Source organism: Micromonospora rifamycinica (assembly GCF_900090265.1).
GTDB classification, from domain to species: Bacteria; Actinomycetota; Actinomycetes; order Mycobacteriales; family Micromonosporaceae; genus Micromonospora; species Micromonospora rifamycinica.
Window position 1 is genome coordinate 2,210,586 of record NZ_LT607752.1, and the last position, 19,712, is coordinate 2,230,297.

General features: G+C 74.8%; 18 protein-coding genes. 12 read left to right on the forward strand and 6 right to left on the reverse strand.

Annotated features, from left to right (window positions below; all coding sequences use genetic code 11):
• The first annotated feature begins 5 nt into the window (after positions 1-5).
• The 5 genes from GA0070623_RS08970 (at position 6) to GA0070623_RS08990 (ending at position 5,232) form a co-directional block, all read left to right on the forward strand.
• Positions 6-842: a hypothetical protein gene (locus GA0070623_RS08970; protein WP_067311922.1), complete on the forward strand. Its 837-nt coding sequence runs from the start codon at positions 6-8 to the stop codon at positions 840-842.
• Positions 839-2,647 carry a class I SAM-dependent methyltransferase gene (locus GA0070623_RS08975; protein ID WP_407937971.1) on the forward strand — a complete coding sequence of 603 codons (1,809 nt, stop codon included), beginning with the start codon at positions 839-841 and terminating at the stop codon, positions 2,645-2,647. Before GA0070623_RS08970 ends, GA0070623_RS08975 begins: the two co-directional genes overlap by 4 nt.
• Positions 2,648-2,814: 167 nt before the next feature.
• Positions 2,815-3,513 (forward strand): cytidylyltransferase domain-containing protein, encoded by a 699-nt coding sequence (locus GA0070623_RS08980; protein WP_067311720.1) that lies wholly within the window; start codon positions 2,815-2,817, stop codon positions 3,511-3,513.
• A complete protein-coding gene (locus GA0070623_RS08985) occupies positions 3,510-4,586 on the forward strand; it encodes a PseG/SpsG family protein (RefSeq protein WP_067311723.1) in 1,077 nt (358 codons plus the stop codon). Before GA0070623_RS08980 ends, GA0070623_RS08985 begins: the two co-directional genes overlap by 4 nt.
• A gap of 13 nt (positions 4,587-4,599) precedes the next feature.
• Entirely contained in the window at positions 4,600-5,232 is a 633-nt protein-coding gene (locus GA0070623_RS08990) for an alpha-ketoglutarate-dependent dioxygenase AlkB (RefSeq protein ID WP_067311678.1), read from the forward strand.
• Positions 5,233-5,280: 48 nt separating this feature from the next.
• Here the strand turns inward: GA0070623_RS08990 and GA0070623_RS08995 are convergent, their stop codons facing one another.
• Positions 5,281-7,770 (reverse strand): DNA gyrase/topoisomerase IV subunit A, encoded by a 2,490-nt coding sequence (locus GA0070623_RS08995; RefSeq protein ID WP_067311682.1) that lies wholly within the window; start codon positions 7,768-7,770, stop codon positions 5,281-5,283.
• A 68-nt stretch (positions 7,771-7,838) separates the two neighbouring features.
• Complete coding sequence (locus GA0070623_RS09000) at positions 7,839-9,896, reverse strand: DNA gyrase/topoisomerase IV subunit B (RefSeq protein WP_067311685.1); 2,058 nt, start codon at positions 9,894-9,896, stop codon at positions 7,839-7,841.
• A 312-nt stretch (positions 9,897-10,208) separates the two neighbouring features.
• On the opposite strand from GA0070623_RS09000, the gene GA0070623_RS09005 reads away from it, so the two are divergent.
• Complete coding sequence (locus tag GA0070623_RS09005) at positions 10,209-11,465, forward strand: SGNH/GDSL hydrolase family protein (RefSeq protein ID WP_067311726.1); 1,257 nt, start codon at positions 10,209-10,211, stop codon at positions 11,463-11,465.
• A gap of 100 nt (positions 11,466-11,565) precedes the next feature.
• Here the strand turns inward: GA0070623_RS09005 and GA0070623_RS09010 are convergent, their stop codons facing one another.
• Positions 11,566-12,006 (reverse strand): RrF2 family transcriptional regulator, encoded by a 441-nt coding sequence (locus tag GA0070623_RS09010; RefSeq protein WP_067311688.1) that lies wholly within the window; start codon positions 12,004-12,006, stop codon positions 11,566-11,568.
• A gap of 146 nt (positions 12,007-12,152) precedes the next feature.
• Between GA0070623_RS09010 and GA0070623_RS09015 the strand changes: the two genes are divergently transcribed.
• The 4 genes from GA0070623_RS09015 (at position 12,153) to GA0070623_RS09030 (ending at position 16,506) form a co-directional block, all read left to right on the forward strand.
• Entirely contained in the window at positions 12,153-13,373 is a 1,221-nt protein-coding gene (locus GA0070623_RS09015) for a globin domain-containing protein (RefSeq protein ID WP_067311691.1), read from the forward strand.
• A gap of 153 nt (positions 13,374-13,526) precedes the next feature.
• Positions 13,527-14,771, forward strand: a complete 1,245-nt coding sequence (locus GA0070623_RS09020; protein ID WP_067311694.1) for a glycosyltransferase — start codon at positions 13,527-13,529, stop codon at positions 14,769-14,771.
• A gap of 75 nt (positions 14,772-14,846) precedes the next feature.
• A complete protein-coding gene (locus GA0070623_RS09025) occupies positions 14,847-15,710 on the forward strand; it encodes an alpha/beta hydrolase family protein (RefSeq protein ID WP_067311697.1) in 864 nt (287 codons plus the stop codon).
• Between the two features lie 172 nt (positions 15,711-15,882).
• Entirely contained in the window at positions 15,883-16,506 is a 624-nt protein-coding gene (locus GA0070623_RS09030) for a hypothetical protein (protein ID WP_067311729.1), read from the forward strand.
• A 104-nt stretch (positions 16,507-16,610) separates the two neighbouring features.
• Here GA0070623_RS09030 and GA0070623_RS09035 read toward each other — a convergent pair whose 3' ends face one another.
• On the reverse strand, positions 16,611-17,504 hold the full coding sequence (locus tag GA0070623_RS09035; RefSeq protein WP_067311700.1) for a DUF72 domain-containing protein: 894 nt from the start codon (positions 17,502-17,504) through the stop codon (positions 16,611-16,613).
• A 114-nt stretch (positions 17,505-17,618) separates the two neighbouring features.
• On the opposite strand from GA0070623_RS09035, the gene GA0070623_RS09040 reads away from it, so the two are divergent.
• Together GA0070623_RS09040 and GA0070623_RS09045 are read left to right on the forward strand one after the other, a co-directional pair.
• A complete protein-coding gene (locus GA0070623_RS09040; RefSeq protein WP_067311703.1) occupies positions 17,619-18,125 on the forward strand; it encodes a DinB family protein in 507 nt (168 codons plus the stop codon).
• 131 nt (positions 18,126-18,256) lie between these two features.
• A complete protein-coding gene (locus GA0070623_RS09045) occupies positions 18,257-18,505 on the forward strand; it encodes a hypothetical protein (protein WP_067311706.1) in 249 nt (82 codons plus the stop codon).
• 30 nt (positions 18,506-18,535) lie between these two features.
• On the opposite strand, the gene GA0070623_RS09050 is transcribed toward GA0070623_RS09045, so the two are convergent.
• A complete protein-coding gene (locus GA0070623_RS09050; protein WP_067311709.1) occupies positions 18,536-19,042 on the reverse strand; it encodes a mycothiol transferase in 507 nt (168 codons plus the stop codon).
• A gap of 119 nt (positions 19,043-19,161) precedes the next feature.
• Positions 19,162-19,533, reverse strand: a complete 372-nt coding sequence (locus GA0070623_RS09055; RefSeq protein WP_089004290.1) for a VOC family protein — start codon at positions 19,531-19,533, stop codon at positions 19,162-19,164.
• Positions 19,534-19,712 lie beyond the last annotated feature (179 nt).

Genomic DNA, 19,712 nt, shown 5'->3' on the forward strand with positions numbered 1-19,712 from the left:
AACCGATGCACCACGCGAACCACTTCTACGGGCACGCCCACGTGCTGGCCCGCTACTGCGGGCTGGGCGACGGCCACCCGCCCCGGATCAACGGGTACGTCCAGCACGGCTGGAACATCGGCGACGGGCTCGCCCCCGGCCACCCGTACGCCGAGCGCACCCCCAGCCTGCTCTGGTCGGAGCAGACCCGGCGACGGGCCTGGTCGGTGGGGCGGCGCAACGTGGTGGTCACCGGTGCGCCCTTCGCGTACCTGCTCGACCTGCGCCGCGACGACCCGCCGCCGCCCGTGCGGGAGGGCACCATCTGGTACCCCTTCCACGGCTGGGAGGGCCAGCACGTCAAGGGCGACCACCGGGAGCTGATCGCCCGGATCCGGGACACCGAGCCCGGCCCGGTCACCGTCTGCCTCTACTGGCACGAGTACGGCATGCGCCGGGTCCGGCGGCTCTACGAGAACGCCGGCTTCCGGGTGATCTGCCACGGCTACCGGGGACACTGGTGGCGCGACACCGACCCGCTCTTCCTCGACAAGCAGCTCACCGAACTGCGCCGGCACGCCCGGGTGGCGTCCAACCGGTTGACCAGCGCCATCTTCTACGGCATCGCCGCCGGCTGTGAGCCGGCCGTCTACGGCGACCCGATGATCCTGGCCAAGGAGGACCCCACCTTCGGCGGCACCGCCCGGATCCGCCGGCAGTGGCCGGAGCTGCACGGCGAGTCGGTGGACCTGCCGACCGCCGTCGCGACCGCCCGCGCCGAGCTGGGCACCGACCACCGCTGCACCCCGGCCGAGCTTCGTGAACTGCTCGGCTGGGCACGTCCCGCAGGAGGCACGAGTTGACCACTGGAACCACCGCTCCCGTCGTCCTGCCCGGCGGGGAGATGCTGGCCTGGTCCGACCTGCCGGAGCAGCGGCTGGCCGACGGGGGGCCGCTGGGCGCGCTGGCCGCCCGGGTCGTGCCGGCCGGAGCGCGGGTGCTGCTCGCCGGGCCGCACGACCCGGCGCTGCTGGACCGGCTCGCCCACGCCGAGGTGACCTGCCTGCTGCGCAGCCACCCGGACGCGGTGGCGCTGGCCGACCGGGCGGCCCGGGTGATCGTCGGCGGGCCGGCCAGGCTCGACCCGGCCGACACCTTCGACGTGGTGGTGGCCGGGGCCGGGCTGGACGCCGTCGAGTCGGTCGAGGGCACCCGGCTGGGTTGGCCGGGGGTGCTGGCCCGGCTGGCCGCCGTGCTGCGCCCCGGCGGCACGCTGCTGCTGTGGCTGGACAATCCGCTCGGGGTGGCCCGGCTGGTCGCCACCTCCCCCTGGTACGCCGACCGGGCCGACGCGGCGTGGACCATCGGCGGGGTGCTGGACGCCGGCCGCCCGGCCAACCGGGAGCAGCTGTCCGCCCGGCTCACCGAGGCGGGGCTGACCCCGGACGCCGGCTACGCCGGGTATCCCGGCGCGGGTGCCCCGACGGCCCTGGTCGCCGCCGACGCGCTGGAGCAGCGCCCCACCTCGGGGCTGCTCGACGCGGTGCTGCACGGGGCCTGTGCCGGTGGTTTCGCCACCGGCGCGGTGCTCCAGGACCCGGCCCGGCTGGCGGTCGACGCGCTGCACGCCGGGCTCGGCGCGACGCTGGCCCCGGGCTGGCTGGTCACCGCCCACCGCCCCACCGACCACGACCGACCCGCCCCCGCGGCGCTGCCGGTGGTGCTGGTGCAGACCGGACCGCCCGGGGTCGGGGTGGTCGAGGTGCACGATGGGCCGGGCGGCTGGCGCTGGGCGGTCACCGGGGGCGGGGGCACCCGGGGGCGACCAGCGCCCTTCGCCAGCCGGGAGGCGGCCCACCGGGATCCGGCCGCGCTCACCGGGCCGGTGCCACCGGGGCGGCTGCTGCGGACCCTGCTGCTCGACGGCTGCCTGCGCCGTGACCTGGACGCCCTGCGCCGGCTGCTGGGCGGCTACGCGGGGTGGCTCACCGGGCAGGCCGACCCGGACGGGCGGCTCACCGGCGCGGCGGCGCTGGCCGATCCGGACAATGTGGTCGTCGACGGGGACGCCTTCGCGGTGCTCGACCCGAGCTGGCAGGCCACCGATCCGCTGGCCGGGCAGGTGGCGCTGGCCCGGGGGCTGCGGCGGTTCGCGGTCACCCTGCTCACCGGCGGCTACGCCCACCCGTGGCCGTCCACCCTGGACGTCGCCGGGTTGACCGTGGTGCTCGGCGGGGTCGCCGGGCACGACCTGGACCGGGCCACCGTCGACGCGGCCGTGCAGACCGAGGCGGCGGTCGCCGCCGCGCTGCGCGGCCTGGACGCCGACGGGCGGGGGGCGCTCGCCACCGCGCTGCGCACGGTCACCGCCACCGACCCGCCCGCCGGGCCGCGCAGCTACCAGCAGATGCGTGAGGCCTGGGTACGCCAGCGGGAGGAGCTGACCCGGCTCGCCGCGCTGCTGAAGTGGACCGAGGAGCTGCTCACCTCGCGGGAACGGGCGCTGCGCCGCGCCGACGCCACGATCAACCTGCTCAGCGGTTCGCTCAGCTACCGGGTGGGCCGGCTCGCCATCACCCCGGCCCGGCTGGCCAAGCGGGGTGCCCGGGCGGCGAAACGGCGGGCCCGTGAGGCGCTCGGCCCCAAACCGCAGGAGGAGCAGCAGTGACCACCCCGGCCACCCCGCCGACGGGCCGACCCGGCGGCACCGGCATGGCGGCGGGCCGGTCCGGCGTCCGGACGCCGGACCGGCCCGGCCACGCCGACCTCGTCGGACCCGACGCGGTCGCACCGGTCGGCTCCGACCTGCGGATCGTCGGGATCGTGCAGGCCCGGATGGGCTCGTCCCGGCTGCCCGGCAAGGTGCTGCGCCCGCTGGCCGGGCGCAGCGTCCTCGGCCGGGTGGTCCGGGCCGCCCGGGACAGTGGGGTCCTCGCCGGCCTGGTGGTCGCCACCAGCGTCGACCCGGTCGACGACGCGGTGGTCACCGAGTGCGCGCGGCTCGACGTGCCCGTGCACCGGGGACCGGTGGACGACGTGCTGGGCCGGTTCGTCGGCGCCCTCGACGCCCACCCCGGCGACGCCGTCATGCGGTTCACCGCCGACTGCCCGCTCCTCGACCCGGCGATCGTCAGCCTGGTGGCGGCGGTGTACCGGGCGGTCCCCGGACTCGACTACGCCAGCACCTCGATCGCCCGTACCCTGCCCCGGGGGCTGGACGTGGAGATCATCCGGGCGGACGCGCTGCGTACCCTGGACCGGCTCGCCACCGGGCACCACCGGGTGCACGTCACCTCGTACGCGTACACCCGGCCGGAGCTGTTCCGGGTGCTCGGGGTGACCCTCGCCCCGGACCGATCGGCGCTGCGGCTCACCCTCGACACCGACCAGGACTGGGCGCTGGTCAGCGCGGTCGTCGACCACTTCGGCGACGTCAGCGTGCCACTGGCCGAGCTCGCCGCCTGGCTGGACGGGCGGCCCGACCTGCGTACCCTCAACGCCTCGGTACGCCAGAAGCGGCTGGAGGAGTCCTGAAGCCGCCCCGGATCGGACTGCGCTGTGACGCCGGCCCGCGCACCGGCGTCGGGCACCTGGTCCGCTGCCTGGCCCTGGGCGAGGAGTTCCTGGCCCGGGGCGCCCGGGTCGAGCTGTTCGGGACCGTCGAGCGGGTCGGCTGGGCCAGCACCCAGCTCACCGCGCGGGGCATCCCGGTCCGGCCCGGCCCGGACACCCCCGCCGGGCTGGTCGAGGCGGCCCGCCGGCACGCCCTGGACGCGCTGGTGCTCGACTCGTACGAGCTGGACCCGGCGGGGGCCGGGGCGCTGCGGACGGCCGGCGTGGTCACCCTGGCCATCGTCGACGGCGACACCCGGGGGCAGGACGCCGACCTCTACCTGGACCAGAACTTCGGCGCGGACACCCTCGACCCGGCCCACCGCCCCGGCGGGCGGATGCTGGCCGGCGTCCGGTACGCGTTGCTGCGCGACGCGGTGACCGCCGCCCGGCCGGCCGCCCCACCGCCGGCCAGCCCGACGCAGCGCCCCCGGGTGCTGGCCTTCTTCGGCGGCACCGACGCCGTCGGCGCGGCCCCGGTGCTGGCCCGGGTGCTCTTCGGCACCGGCCACCCGCTGGAGCTGACCGTGGTGGTCGGGCGGCCGGAGATCGGGGCCGAGCTGGCGCAGGTCGTCCCGGGGCGGGGGCAGTCGCTGCACCCCGTCGCGCCGACCGACGCCCTGCCCACGCTGATCGGCGCGGCGGACCTGGTGGTCAGCGCCGCCGGCACCTCCACCTGGGAGCTGTGCTGCCTGGGTGCGCCCGCCGCGCTGGTCTGCGTGGTGGACAACCAGCGTGACTCGTACCGCCGGGTGGTGGCGCACGGGCTCGCCGCCGGCCTCGGTGAGCTGCCGGACCTGGTCGCGCCGGGGCTGGCCGGCCGGACCGCGCGGGCGGACGCGGCCCGGACGCTGCGGACGCTGCTGGCCTCCCCACGCCGACGGGCGGCGCTCGCGGCCCGCGCCTGGGCCACCGTCGACGGGCACGGCCGGACCCGGGTCGCGGAGGCCGTCCTCACCCGGATCGCCGATCGTACGGGTGTACTAAACCCCTGATAGGGTGCCGGGTATGCCGCAGGCCGCCTACCAGCCGTCGATGCTCGACCTCGCCGACGCCGGCCCGACACTGACCCCGCTGGCCGGGCTGCGCCGCCGGGTGCTCACCCGGGGCGCGTGGGTCGACCACCTGCCCGGCTGGGTGCACGGCTCCGACGCGGTGCTCGACACGCTGCGCACCAGGGTGCCCTGGCGGGCCGAACGCCGCACCATGTACGACACCGAGGTCGACGTCCCGCGCCTGCTCTGCTGGTACGGCCCCGACCGGCCGCTGCCGCACCCGCTGCTCGCCGCCGCCCGCACGGCGCTCAGCCGGCACTACGCGGCCGAGTTGGGCGAGCCGTTCGTCACCGCCGGCATGTGCCTCTACCGCGACGGCCGGGACAGCGTCGCCTGGCACGGCGACACCATCGGCCGCTCCGCGCACACCGACACGATGGTGGCGATCGTCTCCTTCGGGTCGCCCCGCCCGCTGCTGCTGCGCCCCCGGGGCGGCGGCGAGACGCTGCGCTTCCCGCTGGGCCACGGCGACCTGGTGGTGATGGGCGGCTCGTGCCAACGCACCTGGGAGCACGCCGTCCCCAAGACCGCCCGTGCCGTCGGCCCACGGGTCAGCGTCCAGTTCCGCCCCGTCGACGTCGCCTGACACCGACGGGGCGGCCGGTGCTCAGCCCTCGCGGCGACCGGGGCGACCTCAGTCGCGTTCGATGAGGTGCCCGACGACGGTGGGGCCAAGCATCACGGCGAAGCCGGAGCCGTCGCGGCGCGGATCGGCGGGCGGCAGCTCCACCGGGTCACCGGTCGCGGTCGCCCCGACCGGCCGCGCGCCGATCCAGGCCACCACCAGGTCCGTCTCGCCCTTGAGGAAGCGCTGCGCCCGCACCCCGCCGGTCGCCCTCCCCTTCGCCGGGTACGACGCGAACGGGGTCACCTTGACCGTCGCCCCCGTCGAGGTGACCACCATCGGCTCCCCGTGCGCGGCGTCGTCGGTGCGGACCGCGCCGAAGAACACCACCCGGGCACCCGCCGGCAGGCTGACCCCGGCCATCCCGCCGCCCTTGAGCCCCTGCGGGCGGACCAGCGAGGCGGCGAACCGCAGCAGAGACGCCTCGCTGGTGACGAAGGTCAGCGTCTCGGCGTCGTCGGCGAGCCAGCTCGCCCCGACCACCTCGTCGCCCGCCCGCAACGAGATCACCTCGAACTCGTCCGAGCGGACCGGCCACTCCGGGGTGCAGACCTTGACCACGCCCTGCCGGGTGCCCACCGCCAGGCCCGGTGAGCCCTGCGCGGTCGGGCCGAGCGGGGCCAGCCCGATCACCGTCTCCCCCGCCGCCAGCGGGACCAGCTCGGCGGCGGCCATCCCGCCCCGCAGCGACACCGTGCCGGCCTGCTCGGGCAGCACCGGCAGCGGCAACACGTCGACCTTGAAGGCCCGGCCGGCGCTGGTGACCAGGAGCACCCGACCCCGGGCCGTGGTGTGCACGACCGCGCGTACGGTGTCGTGCTTGACCCGGCCGTTGCGCCGACGCCCCTCGGACGCCTCCTCCGACTCGGCCGCCGTCCGGGCGACCAGCCCGGTCGCCGAGAGGATCACCTGACACGGGTCGTCGGCCACCTCCAACGGCCCGGCCGGCACCGACGCCGCCAGTACCTCCTTGAGATCCCCGTCGACCAGGGTGGTCCGCCGCGACCCGGAGAACTGCTTCACCACGGCCGCCAGCTCGTCGGAGACGACCTTCCGGAGCACCTTCGGGTCGTCGAGGATCTTCGACAGGTCGGCGATCTCCCCGCGCAGCTTCTCCTGCTCGGCCTCCAGCTCGATCCGGTCGTACTTCGTCAGCCGGCGCAGCGGGGTGTCCAGGATGTAGGTCGCCTGGATCTCGGAGAGCTTGAACTTCTGCATCAGGCCGTCCTTGGCGGCCTGGGCGTCCTCGCTGGCCCGGATCAGCTTGACCACCCGGTCGATGTCGAGCAGGGCGATCAGCAGCCCGTCGACCAGGTGCAGCCGCTCCTGGCGCTTGCGCCGCCGGTACGCGCTGCGCCGGGTCACCACCTCGTACCGGTGGGCCAGGAAGACCTCCAGCAGCGCCTTCAGCCCGAGGGTGCGCGGCTGGCCGTCGACCAGCACCAGGTTGTTGATGCCGAAGGACTGCTCCAGCGGAGTGAGCCGGTAGAGGTCGGCCAGCAACGCCTGCGGGTTGACCCCGACCTTGCACTCGACGACCAGCCGGGTGCCGCTCTCCCGGTCGGTGAGGTCCTTGACGTCGGCGATGCCGGTGAGCCGCTTGGTCTTGTTGACCTCGTTGGTGATCGCCGCGATGACCTTCTCCGCGCCGACGCCGTAGGGCAGCTCGACCACGGTGATGGCCTGCCGGCCCCGGCTGCCCTCCAGCGGGCCGATCTCGACCCGACCGCGCATCCGCACCACGCCGCGCCCGGTCTCGTACGCCCGGCGCACCTCGTCCAGCCCGAGCAGCAGGCCGCCGGTGGGCAGGTCGGGGCCGGGGACGAACTCCATCAGCTTGTCGAGGTCGGCGTCCGGGTGGTTGATCAGCCAGCGGGCGGCGGAGACCACCTCGCCGAGGTGGTGCGGGATCATGTTGGTCGCCATCCCGACCGCGATCCCGGACGCCCCGTTGACCAGCAGGTTGGGGAAGGCGGCGGGCAGCACGGTCGGCTGGGTCAGCGAGCCGTCGTAGTTGGGCTCGACGTCGACGGTGTCCTCGCCCAACTCCCCGACCAGCAGCATCGCCTCCCGGGCGAGCCGGGCCTCGGTGTAACGCGCCGCTGCCGGGCCATCGTCCGGGGAACCAAAATTTCCATGCCCATCGATGAGTGGGGCGTTGAGCGAGAAGTCCTGGGCGAGCCGGACCATCGCGTCGTAGATCGCCGTGTCGCCGTGCGGGTGGTACTTGCCCATCACGTCGCCGACGATCCGGGCCGACTTGACGTGCCCCCGGTCGGGGCGGTGACCCTGCTCGTGCATCGAGTACAGGATGCGGCGGTGCACCGGCTTGAGGCCGTCGCGGGCGTCGGGCAGGGCGCGGGAGTGGATGACCGAGAAGGCGTACTCCAGGTAGGAGTCGGACACCTCGGTGACCAGCGGGTTGTCGAAGACCCGCGCGCCGGCCTGGTCGAAGGCGGACAGGTCCACCTTGGCGCGGTCGTCCTTACGGCGTGCCATCGTTCAGCTCTCTTCCCGGTGTACGGCGGCCACGGTGCTCAGGCGTCGGATGCTCACGCCCTGGGTGCTCATGCGTCGATCGCGTCGCGGTCGACCCGGTCGGAGGAGTCGATCAGCCAGTTGCGGCGCGGCTCGACCTTCTCGCCCATCAGCAGTTCGAGGATGCGCTCGGCGGCGTCGACGTCGTCGAGGGTGATCCGGCGGACCGCCCGGGTGGCCGGGTTCATCGTGGTCTCCCACAACTCGTCGGCGTCCATCTCACCGAGACCCTTGAAGCGCGGGATCGGGGTGACGATCTGCCTGCCGGCCTTCTCCAGCTTGCGGACCGTCGCCTCCATCTCGGCCTGGGTGTAGGTGTAGGTGGTCTGCGGGCTGCGCCCCTTCGTGGTGATCTTGTGCAGCGGCGGCATCGCGGCGTAGAGCCGGCCGGCCTCGATCAGCGGTCGCATGTAGCGGGCGAACAGGGTGATCAACAGGGTCCGGATGTGCGCGCCGTCCACGTCGGCGTCCGCCATGATCAGCACCCGGCCGTAGCGCAGCGCGGACAGGTCGAAGGTACGCCCCGAGCCGGCCCCGAGCACCTGCACGATCGCCGCGCACTCGGCGTTGTCGAGCACCTGCTGGAGGTTGGCCTTCTGCACGTTGAGGATCTTGCCGCGGATCGGCAGCAGCGCCTGATATTCGGCAGAACGGGCAAGTCGCCCTGTGCCGAGGGCACTGTCCCCTTCCACGATGAATAATTCACTTCTGTCGATTCCCGCGGCGCGGCAGTCGACCAGTTTGGCGGGCATCGACGCGCCCTCCAGGGCGGTCTTGCGCCGGGCCGCGTCCTTCTGCTGCTTCTGGGTCAGCCGGACCCGGGCCGCGTCGACGATCTTCTGGAGCACCGTGCGCGCCTCGGCCTTGCTGCGCCGGTCCTCCAGCCAGGCCTTGACGTGCTGCTCGACCAGGGTCTGGAGCACCTTGGTGATGCCGGCGGTGGAGAGCTCGTCCTTGGTCTGCGAGGTGAACTGCGGCTCGGGGATGCGTACGTGCACCACCGCCGTCATCCCCTCCAGGACGTCGTCCAGGGTGGGCGGGTCCTCCTTGGGCTTGAGCAGGCCCCGGGTGTTGCGGACGGCGTCGGCCAGGGTCCGGGTCAGCGCCCGCTCGAAGCCCCGGCGGTGGGTGCCGCCGTGGGCGTTGCGGATGGTGTTGGTGAAGCACTCGACGGTGCGCTCGTAGCCGGTGCCCCAGCGGAAGGCGATCTCGACCTCGGCCCGGCGCTGCACGTTGGACTGCATCACGCCGTTGGCGTCGGCGGCGTTCTCCCGGTACGTCCCCTCGCCGGTGACCAGCAGGGTGCCGGAGACCGGCCGGTCACCGGCCGGGGCCAGGAATTCGACCATGTCGGTGAGCCCGTTGGGGTAGTGGAAGCGCTCCTCGGCCGGTTCCTCGGCGGTCTCGTCGCGCAGCCGGTAGTCGACCCCGGGGACCAGGAAGGCGGTGTTGCGCAGCTTCATCCGGACGGCCTCGACGTCGAGGCGCGCGCCGGTCTCGAAGTAGCGGGCGTCGTGCCAGTAGCGGATCGAGGTGCCGGTGCGCTGGCCCCGCTTCATCGCTCCGACGACCTGCAGGCCGGGGCCGGGGGTGAACGGGGCGTCCGGGCCGTCGCCGGCGAAGACGCCGGGCACGCCGTGCCGGAAGGACATCGCGTGCACCTTGCCACCGCGCCGGACGGTCACGTCGAACCGGCGGGACAGCGCGTTGACGGCGGAGGCGCCCACGCCGTGCAGGCCGCCGGAGGTCTTGTAGCCGGAGCCGCCGAACTTGCCGCCGGCGTGCAGCCGGGTGAGCACCAGCTCGACCCCGGAGATGCCGGACTTGGCGTGCACGTCGGTGGGGATGCCCCGGCCGTCGTCGTCGACCTGCACCGAGCCGTCGGCGTGCAGGATCACCTCGACCGTGGTGGCGTGACCGGCGACACCCTCGTCGGTGGAGTTGTCGAGGATCTCGTTGACGAGGTGACCCACGCCACGACTGTCGGTGGAGCCGATGTACATGCCGGGACGCTTGCGGACGGCGTCCAGGCCCTCCAGGTGGGTGAGGTCGTCGGCCCCGTAGAGGGTCTCAGGCTGTGCGGTCAACTGGTCGTACTCCCCGGTCTCGGCGGTGTGGTGCCGCTCACCGTCTAGATCTCCACGCGCGGCGTGCCGCAGCGAGCGTAGCCGTACGCCCCGACAGTGACGTGCAGCCCCACGTCGGACGGCGGTCGCGCGTCTCTCCGGGTCAACCACGCCGGCCGGCCGGGACTTCCCCGGTCGGGCCGCCGCCGGTCGGCGAAGACCATTTCCGCCATTCGACGATCGTGTTAAGAGGCATTGACGCCCATCTCGCCAGGTGATCTGATCGCGGCCGGCAAGGATCTTTCACATTTCCATGGACAGATGGGGGACGTCATGTCCAGGTTCCGTCGGAGCGCCCTCGCGGCGCTCCTCACCGTCGCCACGGCCGCCACACCGGTCGCCGTCGGCCCCGCCACGCCGGCCGCCGCCGCCCTGCCCACCGCCGCGGTCGCCCTCGGCGACAGCTTCATCAGCGGCGAGGGCGCCGGGGCGTACGCGCCGGTGCCCGACCTCAACGGGGTGGCCCAGCCCTTCCCCGGCTGGTCGGCGTCGAACAGCAACGCCTACTTCTGCCACCGATCACCGAACGCCTCACTGTTCAAGGCGGACCTGCCCGGGATCACCGACCGGTTCAACCTCGCCTGCTCCGGCGGCCAGCCGTACGACATCGCCAACGCCTCGGCCAGCCGGGCCAAGGGCCGGCAGGTGGCCGCCCAGCTCGACCAGCTCCGCGCGGTCGGGCAGACCCACGACATCGACCTGGTGCTGGTCGGCCTCGGTTCCAACAACAGCTCGTTCACCTTCGGCAGCGTTGCCGAGAAGTGCGCCAACCGGTTCATCGCCGACGCCTGGACCGGGTGGTGGGAGTTCTGGGCGTACCTGGGCGGGCCGGTGGAGCAGGAGCCCTGCTCGGACGCCGACCTGGCCACCGCCGCCCAGGTCGCCGCCGCGACGGCGGAGACCACCGCGGCGGTCCGGCAGATCCTGACCACGCTCGACCAGATCGACGCCGACGGCCAGCACCGGATCGTCTTCCAGGACTACACGAACCCGCTGCCGCCGGAGCTGGCCTCGACCTACTGGGAGGAGGACAGCCGGGACGACACCCGGGACAAGTTCCGTGACCTGGGTGCCGAGCGGTACGCCGCCGGCTGCCCGATCCACCGGGCCAGCCTCGCCCCCGGCCAGCGCTTCTCGCAGGGCCTGGGCACCCTGGTCAGCTCGGTCCGCAGCACGCTGGCCACCGAGTTCCCCGCCGCCGACCTGGTCTACCTCAACGTACAGCGGGCCTTCGACGGCGCCCGGCTCTGCGAGTCGGCGGGCAGCCCCGGCAACGCGCTGGCCACCCCGATCCGGCTCCAGGACGGTACCTCGGGTGTCTTCGTGACCAGCCTCTCCGGCTACGACAAGCTGGACATCCAGCGGATCGCCAACACCTGCGGGACGTACTTCCAGACCTGCCAGGAGTCCTGGCACCCGAGCGCCGCCGGGCACCAGGTGCTCGGCCGGTGCCTGACCGGGGCGGCGGCCACCGCGGCCCGCACGGTCGCCTGCGTCCGGTCGACGGACGGCACGGTCCGGGTCAGCTGAACCGCCGGCCGGTGGGAGCGACCCTGATGGCCGCTCCCACCGGCCGGACCCCTCCCGCCCACCGCCCCGGCCGGCACGCCCACCGGGGGCGGACGCCCGGTCAGGTCGCCACCGGGACGGTCGGGGCGAGGGTGAGCAGCGACGGCACCGCCGGGTCGTCGACCAGCTCGCCCACCGGCACCTCGTCGAGCGCGGCCAGGAAGGCGGCCTGGGCGCGGCGGAGCTGGACCCGCAGGCGGCAGCCGGCACGCAGGGCGCAGCCGGACTCCTCGCAGGCGACCACCTCGCCCTCCCCCTCGAAGGCCCGCACGATCCGCCCGACGGTGATCCGCTCGGCCCCCTCGGCGAAGGCCACCCCGCCCGCGCGGCCCCGGACGGTGACCAGCACCCCGATCCGCTGCAACCGCTGCACCACCTTGGCCACGTGGCTGCGGGGCAGGTCGAGCCGGTCGGCCAGCTCGTCGATGGTGGTCCGGTGCGACACGGGGGCGGTGAGCATGGCTATCCGCAGGGCCATGTCCGTCGACCGGTTGAGCTTCACGCCCCGACCCTAGCCAGCGGCACCGGCGCCGGACAGGGGCCGGACGGCGGTGACCACCACGACCACGGACCCGGGACCTTCGGCCCTGAAGAGGACTATCAGATTCCTGTTTGAGTGTCCCCAGTAGCCAAACAGGAGGAGGAGCCGTGCTCTCGGAGTCGTCAGCCGCCGTCGTCACCGCCACCCTGCCCGTGGTCCGGGCGCACGCCGACCAGATCACCGGCCGGTTCTACGCCCGGATGTTCGCCGCCCACCCGGAGCTGCTCGACCTGTTCAACCGGGGCAACCAGGCGACCGGCCGGCAGCAGTCCGCCCTGGCCGCCTCCGTCGTCGCGTACGCCGGCCACCTCACCGGCACCGACGGGGCGGCGTGGACGGCGATCCTGGACCGGATCGCGCACAAGCACGCCTCACTCGGCATCACCCCCGGGCAGTACCCGCTGGTGGGACGCCACCTGTTGGCCGCCGTCGGGGAGGTGCTCGGCGCGGCGGTGACCCCCGAGGTCGCCGCCGCCTGGGACGAGGTGTACTGGCTGATGGCCTGCGAACTCGTCGCCCGGGAGTCCCGCCTCTACACCACCGCCGGGGTGGCCGGGGACGGCACGGGGTGGCGCGACTGGCGGGTCGTCGGGGTGACCCCGGAGGCCACCGACACCGTCTCGTTCACCCTCGCCCCGGCCGACGGCGGCCCGGTGCCGGGCTTCGTCCCCGGGCAGTACGTCTCGGTCGCGGTGGGCCTCGACGGCGGGCTCGGCCGGCAGATCCGCCAGTACAGCCTCTCCGGAAGCCCCGACGCCGACCACTGGCGGATCACCGTGAAGCGGGTACGCGGCACCGGCGGAGCCCCGGACGGCCTGGTCTCGACGACCCTGCACGAGCGGGTCCGCCCCGGCGACACCATCCGGCTGAGCCCGCCCTTCGGCGAGGTGAGCGCGGTGCCCGGCACCGGGCCGCTGCTGCTGGTCAGCGCCGGGATCGGCCTCACCCCGGCGATGTCCGCCCTGCAACACCTGGCGGCCACCGCACCGGACCGGCCGGTGGTGCTGGCCCACGCCGACCGGGACGCCGCCGCCCACGCCCACCGGGCTGAGCTGGTCGACCTGCACTCCCGGCTGCCCGGGCTGCGGCTGCGGCTCTGGTACGAGACCCCCACCGCCGCCGGCGACGCCCTCCCCCCGGCCGCCGAGGTGGCCCGGGGACGGATCGACCCGGAGCTCATCCCGCTCTCCCCGGACGCGCACGTACACCTCTGCGGACCGCTGCCGTTCATGAACCAGGTGCGGGGCGGCCTGCTGCGCCGGGGCGTACCGGTGGAACGGATCGCCTACGAGGTGTTCGGGCCGGGGATGCTGCCCGGCGCGAGCTGACCGCCCACCGGGCCGGCACGGTCGGGTCGTGACCGGGCGACACGGTGGGGTCGTGGGTCGTCACCGGGCGGAACCACCGGGGGGCACGCAGAGCGGTGGGGCGGGCACGCAAAGTTGATGTTTACCGGTCCCCCGCCGGGCAACTGGTTCGGCATGCGTATCGCGATCGTCTCGGGGCACGCCAGCCCGCTCGCCGCTGCCGACGGACGAGCCGCCGGTGGTCAGCACCTGCACGTCGCGGAGCAGGCGGCGGCGCTGGCCGGCGAGGGGCACGAGGTGCGGATCTACACCCGCCGGGATTCCGCCGTGCTGCCCGACACCGTGCGGACCGACGCCGGCTACCAGGTGTGGCACGTCCCGGCCGGTCCCGCCCGACCACTGCCGCCCGACGACCTCCTGCCCCACCTGGGCGAGTTCGGCCGGTGGCTGGCCGGGCAGTGGCGACCGGACGGCTGGCGGCCCGACGTGACACACGCCCACTTCTGGCTCAGCGGCCTGGCCGCCCTGCACGCCGGTCGCCGTACCGGCACTCCGGTGGTGCTGACCTACCACGACCTGGGCAGCGCGCACCGACGCCGGGCCGGGGGCCGTGACCCCGGGCCCCGCGGGCGGATCGGCTACGAGCGGGCGCTCGGCCGGGCCGCCGACCGCGTCGTCGTCCAGTCGCACGACGAGCTGGGGGAACTGGTCCGGCTCGGGGTGCCGCGGTCGAAGCTGACCCTGGTGCCGGCGGGGGTGGACGGGACGATGTTCGGCCCGACCGGGCCGGTCGCGGCGCGTGACCCGGACCGCCCCCGGATCCTCACCGTCGGCCCGCTGCGGGAACGCCAGGGCTTCCAGGACCTCGTCCGGGCGCTGCCCACGGTGCCCGGAGCCGAGTGCGTGATGGTCGGCGGGCCGCCCGCCGAGCTGCTGCCGGCCGACACGGTGGCCCGCCGGTTGACCGCGCTCGCCTCGTCCTGTCGGGTCGCCGACCGGGTCCGGCTGGTCGGGGCGGTCCCCCGGGACGAGCTGGCGGCGTGGTACCGGTCCGCCGACGTCATGGTCGCCGCCCCCTGGTACGAGCCGTTCGGCCGGACCCCGCTGGAGGCGATGGCGTGCGGCGTGCCGGTGATCGGCACCGACGTCGGAGGGATCAGCGACAGCGTGGTCGACGGGCTGACCGGCGACCTGGTGCCGCCGCGTGACCCCCGGGCGCTGGGCACCGCGATCCGCCGGCTGCTCGCCGACCGGGTCCGCCGGTTCTCGTACGCCACGGCGGCGCTGGACCGGATCCGGGTCCGCTACTCCTGGCGGCACTGGGCGGAGCAGCTCACCGCCGTCTACACCGCGGTCAGCGGCGTCGGTCAGGTGGCCGGGGTGAACGTTGCCGGTCAGGCCGCCGCGGCGGCCGCCTGACCGACCGGACGGCGACCGGATCCGGCCGGGAGGGCGTCACCCGATCCGGTTATTACCGACCGGTAGGATGAGCCGGTGAGCGGGGACGCGGAATACACGCAGGAGTTCGTCGACGTCGACGGTGCCCGGATCGGCATCCAGGTCTACCCGGAGCCCGCCGGAGTCCCCGACGCCCCGGCGGTGGTGATCTGGCCGGCGATGGGGGTCCGTGCCCGGTACTACCGCCCGTTCGCCACCGGGCTGCGCGCCGCCGGCCTGGCCGTCGTCGTCGCCGACCTGCGGGGCACCGGGGCCAGCACGCCCGCCCCGTCGCGGGCCTGCCGGTACGGCTACCGCGAGCTGGCCACCGACGTCGGCGCGGTCCTCGACGCGCTGAAGCCCCGGCTGGACGGCCGACCGAGGCTGCTGCTCGGGCACTCCCTCGGCGGTCAGGCGGCCCTGCTGCACCTCGCCCTGCACGGTGCCGACCGGGTCGACGGTCTCGCCCTGCTCGCCGTCGGGATGCCGTACTGGCGCACCTATCCGGGCCGACGGAGGTACGGCGTGCTGCCGTACACCCAGGGGATCGCGGCGGTCGCCGGGGCGCTCGGGGTCTGGCCGGGCTGGGGGTTCGGCGGGCGGCAGGCACGCGGGGTGATCCGCGACTGGGCGCGCACCGGCCGGACCGGCCGGTTCCCCACCCTGGACGGGGTGGACGCCGAGGCGGCGGTGGGCCGGTTGACCCTCCCGGTGCTGGCGGTCAGCGTCGACGACGACCAGTACACCCCGCACCCGACCGTCGACCACCTCTGCGCCAAGCTCACCGCCGCGCCGGTCACCCGGCACCGGTACACGGTGGCCGAGGCGGGCGCCCCGCTGGACCACTTCGGCTGGGTCCGGGCCGGGCTGCCGTTGACCCGGCGGGTGGCCGACTTCGCGGCGGGCCTGCCCCGACGCTGACGCCGGACCACCCCCACCCGCCGCGCCGACGTGCCCGGTGGGCCTGCCTACCCGCCGCGCCGATGTGCGCTTTGGGCCGGGCGGCGGCACCGACGACCGTCCGGCGGCCGGGCGCGTAGCCGCCGCCGGGACGGGTATGCCGCTGCGCCCGAACACGGTGGAGGGGGATCAGATGTCCGAACGACACACCGCGCTGCGCTCGATGCACGATCTGGGCCTGGCGGCCTGGTTCGGTGGCTCTCTGATGGGAGCGCTGGGCGTCAACGGAGCGGCGGCACGGATCAGCGACTCGACCCAGCGGCTCCCGGTGGCCTCCGCCGGCTGGTCGCGGTGGACCCCGGTCAACGCGGCGGCGATCGGGGCACACCTGGCCGGCGCGGTGGGCGAACTGGCCACCGAGAGTCCCCGGATGATGGCCCAGTCCGGGGTGGGCCGGATGAGCGCGGTGAAGACGGCGCTGACCGTCGGCGCGCTCGCGGTGACCGGCTACAGCCGGCTGGTCGGCATGAAGTTGCAGAACGCCGGCAACCCGCCGGTGTCCGGGACCACCGAACCCAACTACCAGACGCCCGCCGAGGTGGCACACCGGCAGCGGCAGATGAAGGTTCTTCAGTGGACCGTCCCGGCGCTGACCGGGGCGCTGGTGGTGGTCACGGCGTACATGGGTGAGCAGCAGAAGCCGGGCCAGGTGTTCCGGGGGATGCTCGGTCGGGCCGGTGGTCTGATGGGTGCCCCGATGACGATGGGCCGCCTGGCCGCGACCGGCGCGCGGCGGCGGATGGCGATGGCCGGCTGACCGTCGGCCGGGGACCGCCCGGTGCGGGACCTGCCGTCGCGCCGTCGACGGCGGGCCCCGCACCAGCGCGTCGGCCCGACCCGACGGCAGACGTGGTGGCGCGCTCACCGGGCCGCCGCCGTGGTGGGGGTCACCCCGAGCAGCTCGGCCAGCCGGGCGGCGTCCCGCTGGGCCTGCCCCGCGCAGCAGTTGTTGAACAGCACGTGCAGCTCCCCGGACCGGTCGGCCAGGTCGGTCAGCAGGTCGGCCCACCGGCGCAGCTCGTCGTCGGCGTAGGCGTACCGGAACCGGTCCTCCTTGGAGCCGTCCGCCCAGTGCGCGCTGTGGCCGTGCATCCGCACCAGCGCCGGCTCCGCCGTGCCGACCAGCACCGGCGGCACCGAGGAGGGGTGTCCCTGCGGCATGTCGACGCCGACCAGGCTGAGGTCGTGGTCACGCAGGAAGGCCACCGTCTCGGCCGCGGCCGGGCCGTCGAACCAGGAGCCGTGCCGCACCTCCACCGCGACCCGCCACGGCCGGCACCGGTCGGCCAGCTCGACGATCCGCCGCCGGGCGCCCTCCCCCCGCACCAGCCACGGCGGGAACTGCAACAACACCGCGCCGAGCCGGTCGGCCGCCGCGAGCGGCTCCAGCGCCGCGCGGAACCGGGTCCACAGCTCGTCGTACGCCGCCTCGGGCAGGTCCCGGCGGCGGATCCGGGACGGCCCGCCGGCCGGACGCAGGTCCTTCGGCAGCACCTGCACCGGGGTCGGATGGCCGGTGAAGAGGCTGAACGCCTTGACGTCGAAGGTGAAACCCGGCGGGGTGGCCGCCGCCCAGCCGCTGGTGGTCGCCGGCACCGGGATGGCGTAGTACGAGGTGTCCACCTCGACCAGCCCGAACCGCCCGGCGTACCAGCCGAGCCGCTGGGCCGGGGTACGCGCCGACCGGGGATACCAGCCCGCCCGCAGCAGCGTCTGATCCGCCCAGGACGAGGTGCCGACCCTGATCACTCCCATGTGGTCCAGTGCACCGCCCGGCGACCGGATCGGCAACCGCTGGCGGGCACCGGGAGTGTCGGAGGGTGGGCCTAGCGTGATCCCCGACGACATCGACGATGGAGGGTTACCGCGATGACCACTACCGACCGGGTGCTCACCGGCGAACGGGCCGACCTGTTGCAGACCATCGGCAAGCACCGCGGTTTCCTGCGGCAGACCGTGCAGGGGCTGACCGACGAGCAGGCGGCGACCCGCAGCACCGCCAGCGAGCTGTGCCTGGGTGGCCTGATCAAGCATGTGACCTCGGTGGAGCACCGGTGGGCGCGGTTCATGGCCGGCGGGGCCGAGGCGATGGAGAGCGAGCCGGTGGACTGGGCCGGCATGTTCCGGATGTCCGCCGACGAGACCCTGACCGGCCTGCTCGCCGGCTACGCCGCGACGGCGGCCCGCACCGACGAGCTGATCGCCACCCTCGACCTGGACGCGAGCCACCCGTTGCCGGTGGCCCCCTGGTTCGAGCCGGGCGCGAGCTGGTCGGTGCGCCGCACGCTGCTGCACGTGATCGCGGAGACCGCCCAGCACGCCGGGCACGCCGACATCATCCGCGAGTCGATCGACGGGGCCAAGACGATGGGCTGACCTCCCGGCCGGTCGGCGGGGGGCGGTCCCTGGTGGTTCCCACCGTCGCCGCCCGGCTCCGGTGTGACCGGGGTCACCGGTAACCGTGCGGGCGTGACGTCCCGCCCGGGGACGGCGCTGAGGAGCACGAGATGATCCGACACCCGCTGGACCCGGAAACCGCCGAACGGCTGCTCAGCGGGCCGACCGCCGGGCCGGAGGGCGGCCTGGGGGCGCTGCTCGCGGCGCTCCGCGCCGCTGCGACCCCGGCCGAGCTGCGCGGTGAGCCCGCCGTGATGTCGGCGTTCCGGGCCGCCCGGTCCGGCCGCCCGCAGCCCGCGTCGCCCGGTCCGGCCGGCGGTTCCTCTCCCCCTCCCGGTGTGCCCACCGGGCGATCGTGACCGGTGTGCCCGCCGGGGAGAGCGTGCCGGTCAGGGCCGGAGCAGGCCCCGCAGGTAGGCGGCCTGGCCGACGTGTTGCAGATCGTCGGAGACGATGCTGACCAGCCGGACCCCGAGGGTCACCGGGGGATCCCAGTGCTCGTCGACCACCCGGTCCAGGTCCGCCGGGCGCAGCCCGGCCAGGAACCCGCGGGTACGCTCCGCCACCGCCCCGTGGTAGCCGACCAGCGCCTCCGCGCTCTCCGGGCGCACCGCGGCGACCTGCTCCGGGGTGTGGCCGAAACCGGTGTCGGCGGGGTCGGCGGGCAGCCCGAACCGGGCCGCCCAGTCGCCGGTGGCCCAGACCTGGTCGGCCCCGGACAGCTCGGCGACCTGCTGGTCCTGGATCCGGGTGAGGTGCCAGACCAGCCAGCCGACCGGGTTGGCGCCCTCATCGGGTGCCCGGCGCAGCTCGTCGGGGCTGAGCCCGTCCACCGCCGCGCGGACCAGGTCGGGCAGTTGGCCGTAGGCTTCGGTCAGCAGGTCGTCGACGTTCACCGGTTCCTCCTCGGCACGGGGCTTACCAGACCGGGATACCGCTGACGGACCCCGGCAAACCGCGTCGGGGTGATCTTCTGCCCGCGGCGCCGTCGTCCTCCCGTCAGCCGGCCGGGCGCTCAGCTGGCCGGTTCGGGCCGGGTGATCGCCCAGCTACGGCCGTTCGGTGCCCGCAGCAGCACCTCCCGGGCCGGGCCGCCGGCCGCGCTGACCCCGCCACCGGCCGCCACCGCCCGGCGCAGCACCTCGTCCGGGTCGGTGACGTCGACGGTGAGCACCGGCAGTCCGCAGGTCGCCGCGAGCGGGTCGGCCCATTCGCTGACGGTGAACCAGTGGCCGTCGACCACGAGGTCGGCGGCGAGCACCCGGCCGTCGGGCAGACACTCCAGCCGGTGCGGCACGGCGTCGAAGACGCGGGTGTAGAACGCGATGGCGTCGGCCGCGTCGGTGACCGTGAGGCACGGCACGGCTGGGGGGAACGCGGAGGTCATGATGGCGGTGCCACCCTTCCCGTCGACCGGTGACGGATCGATCGTGGTCGACGGTAGGCGGACGGCGGGCACCCCGGCACCCTTACCCGACCCCTGACCCGCCCCGGGGGTGGTGGCGGACCGGTCGACCGCACTAGCGTCGGCGGGACCGGACCGCGTGCCCGCGGGCTCCGGCCGAG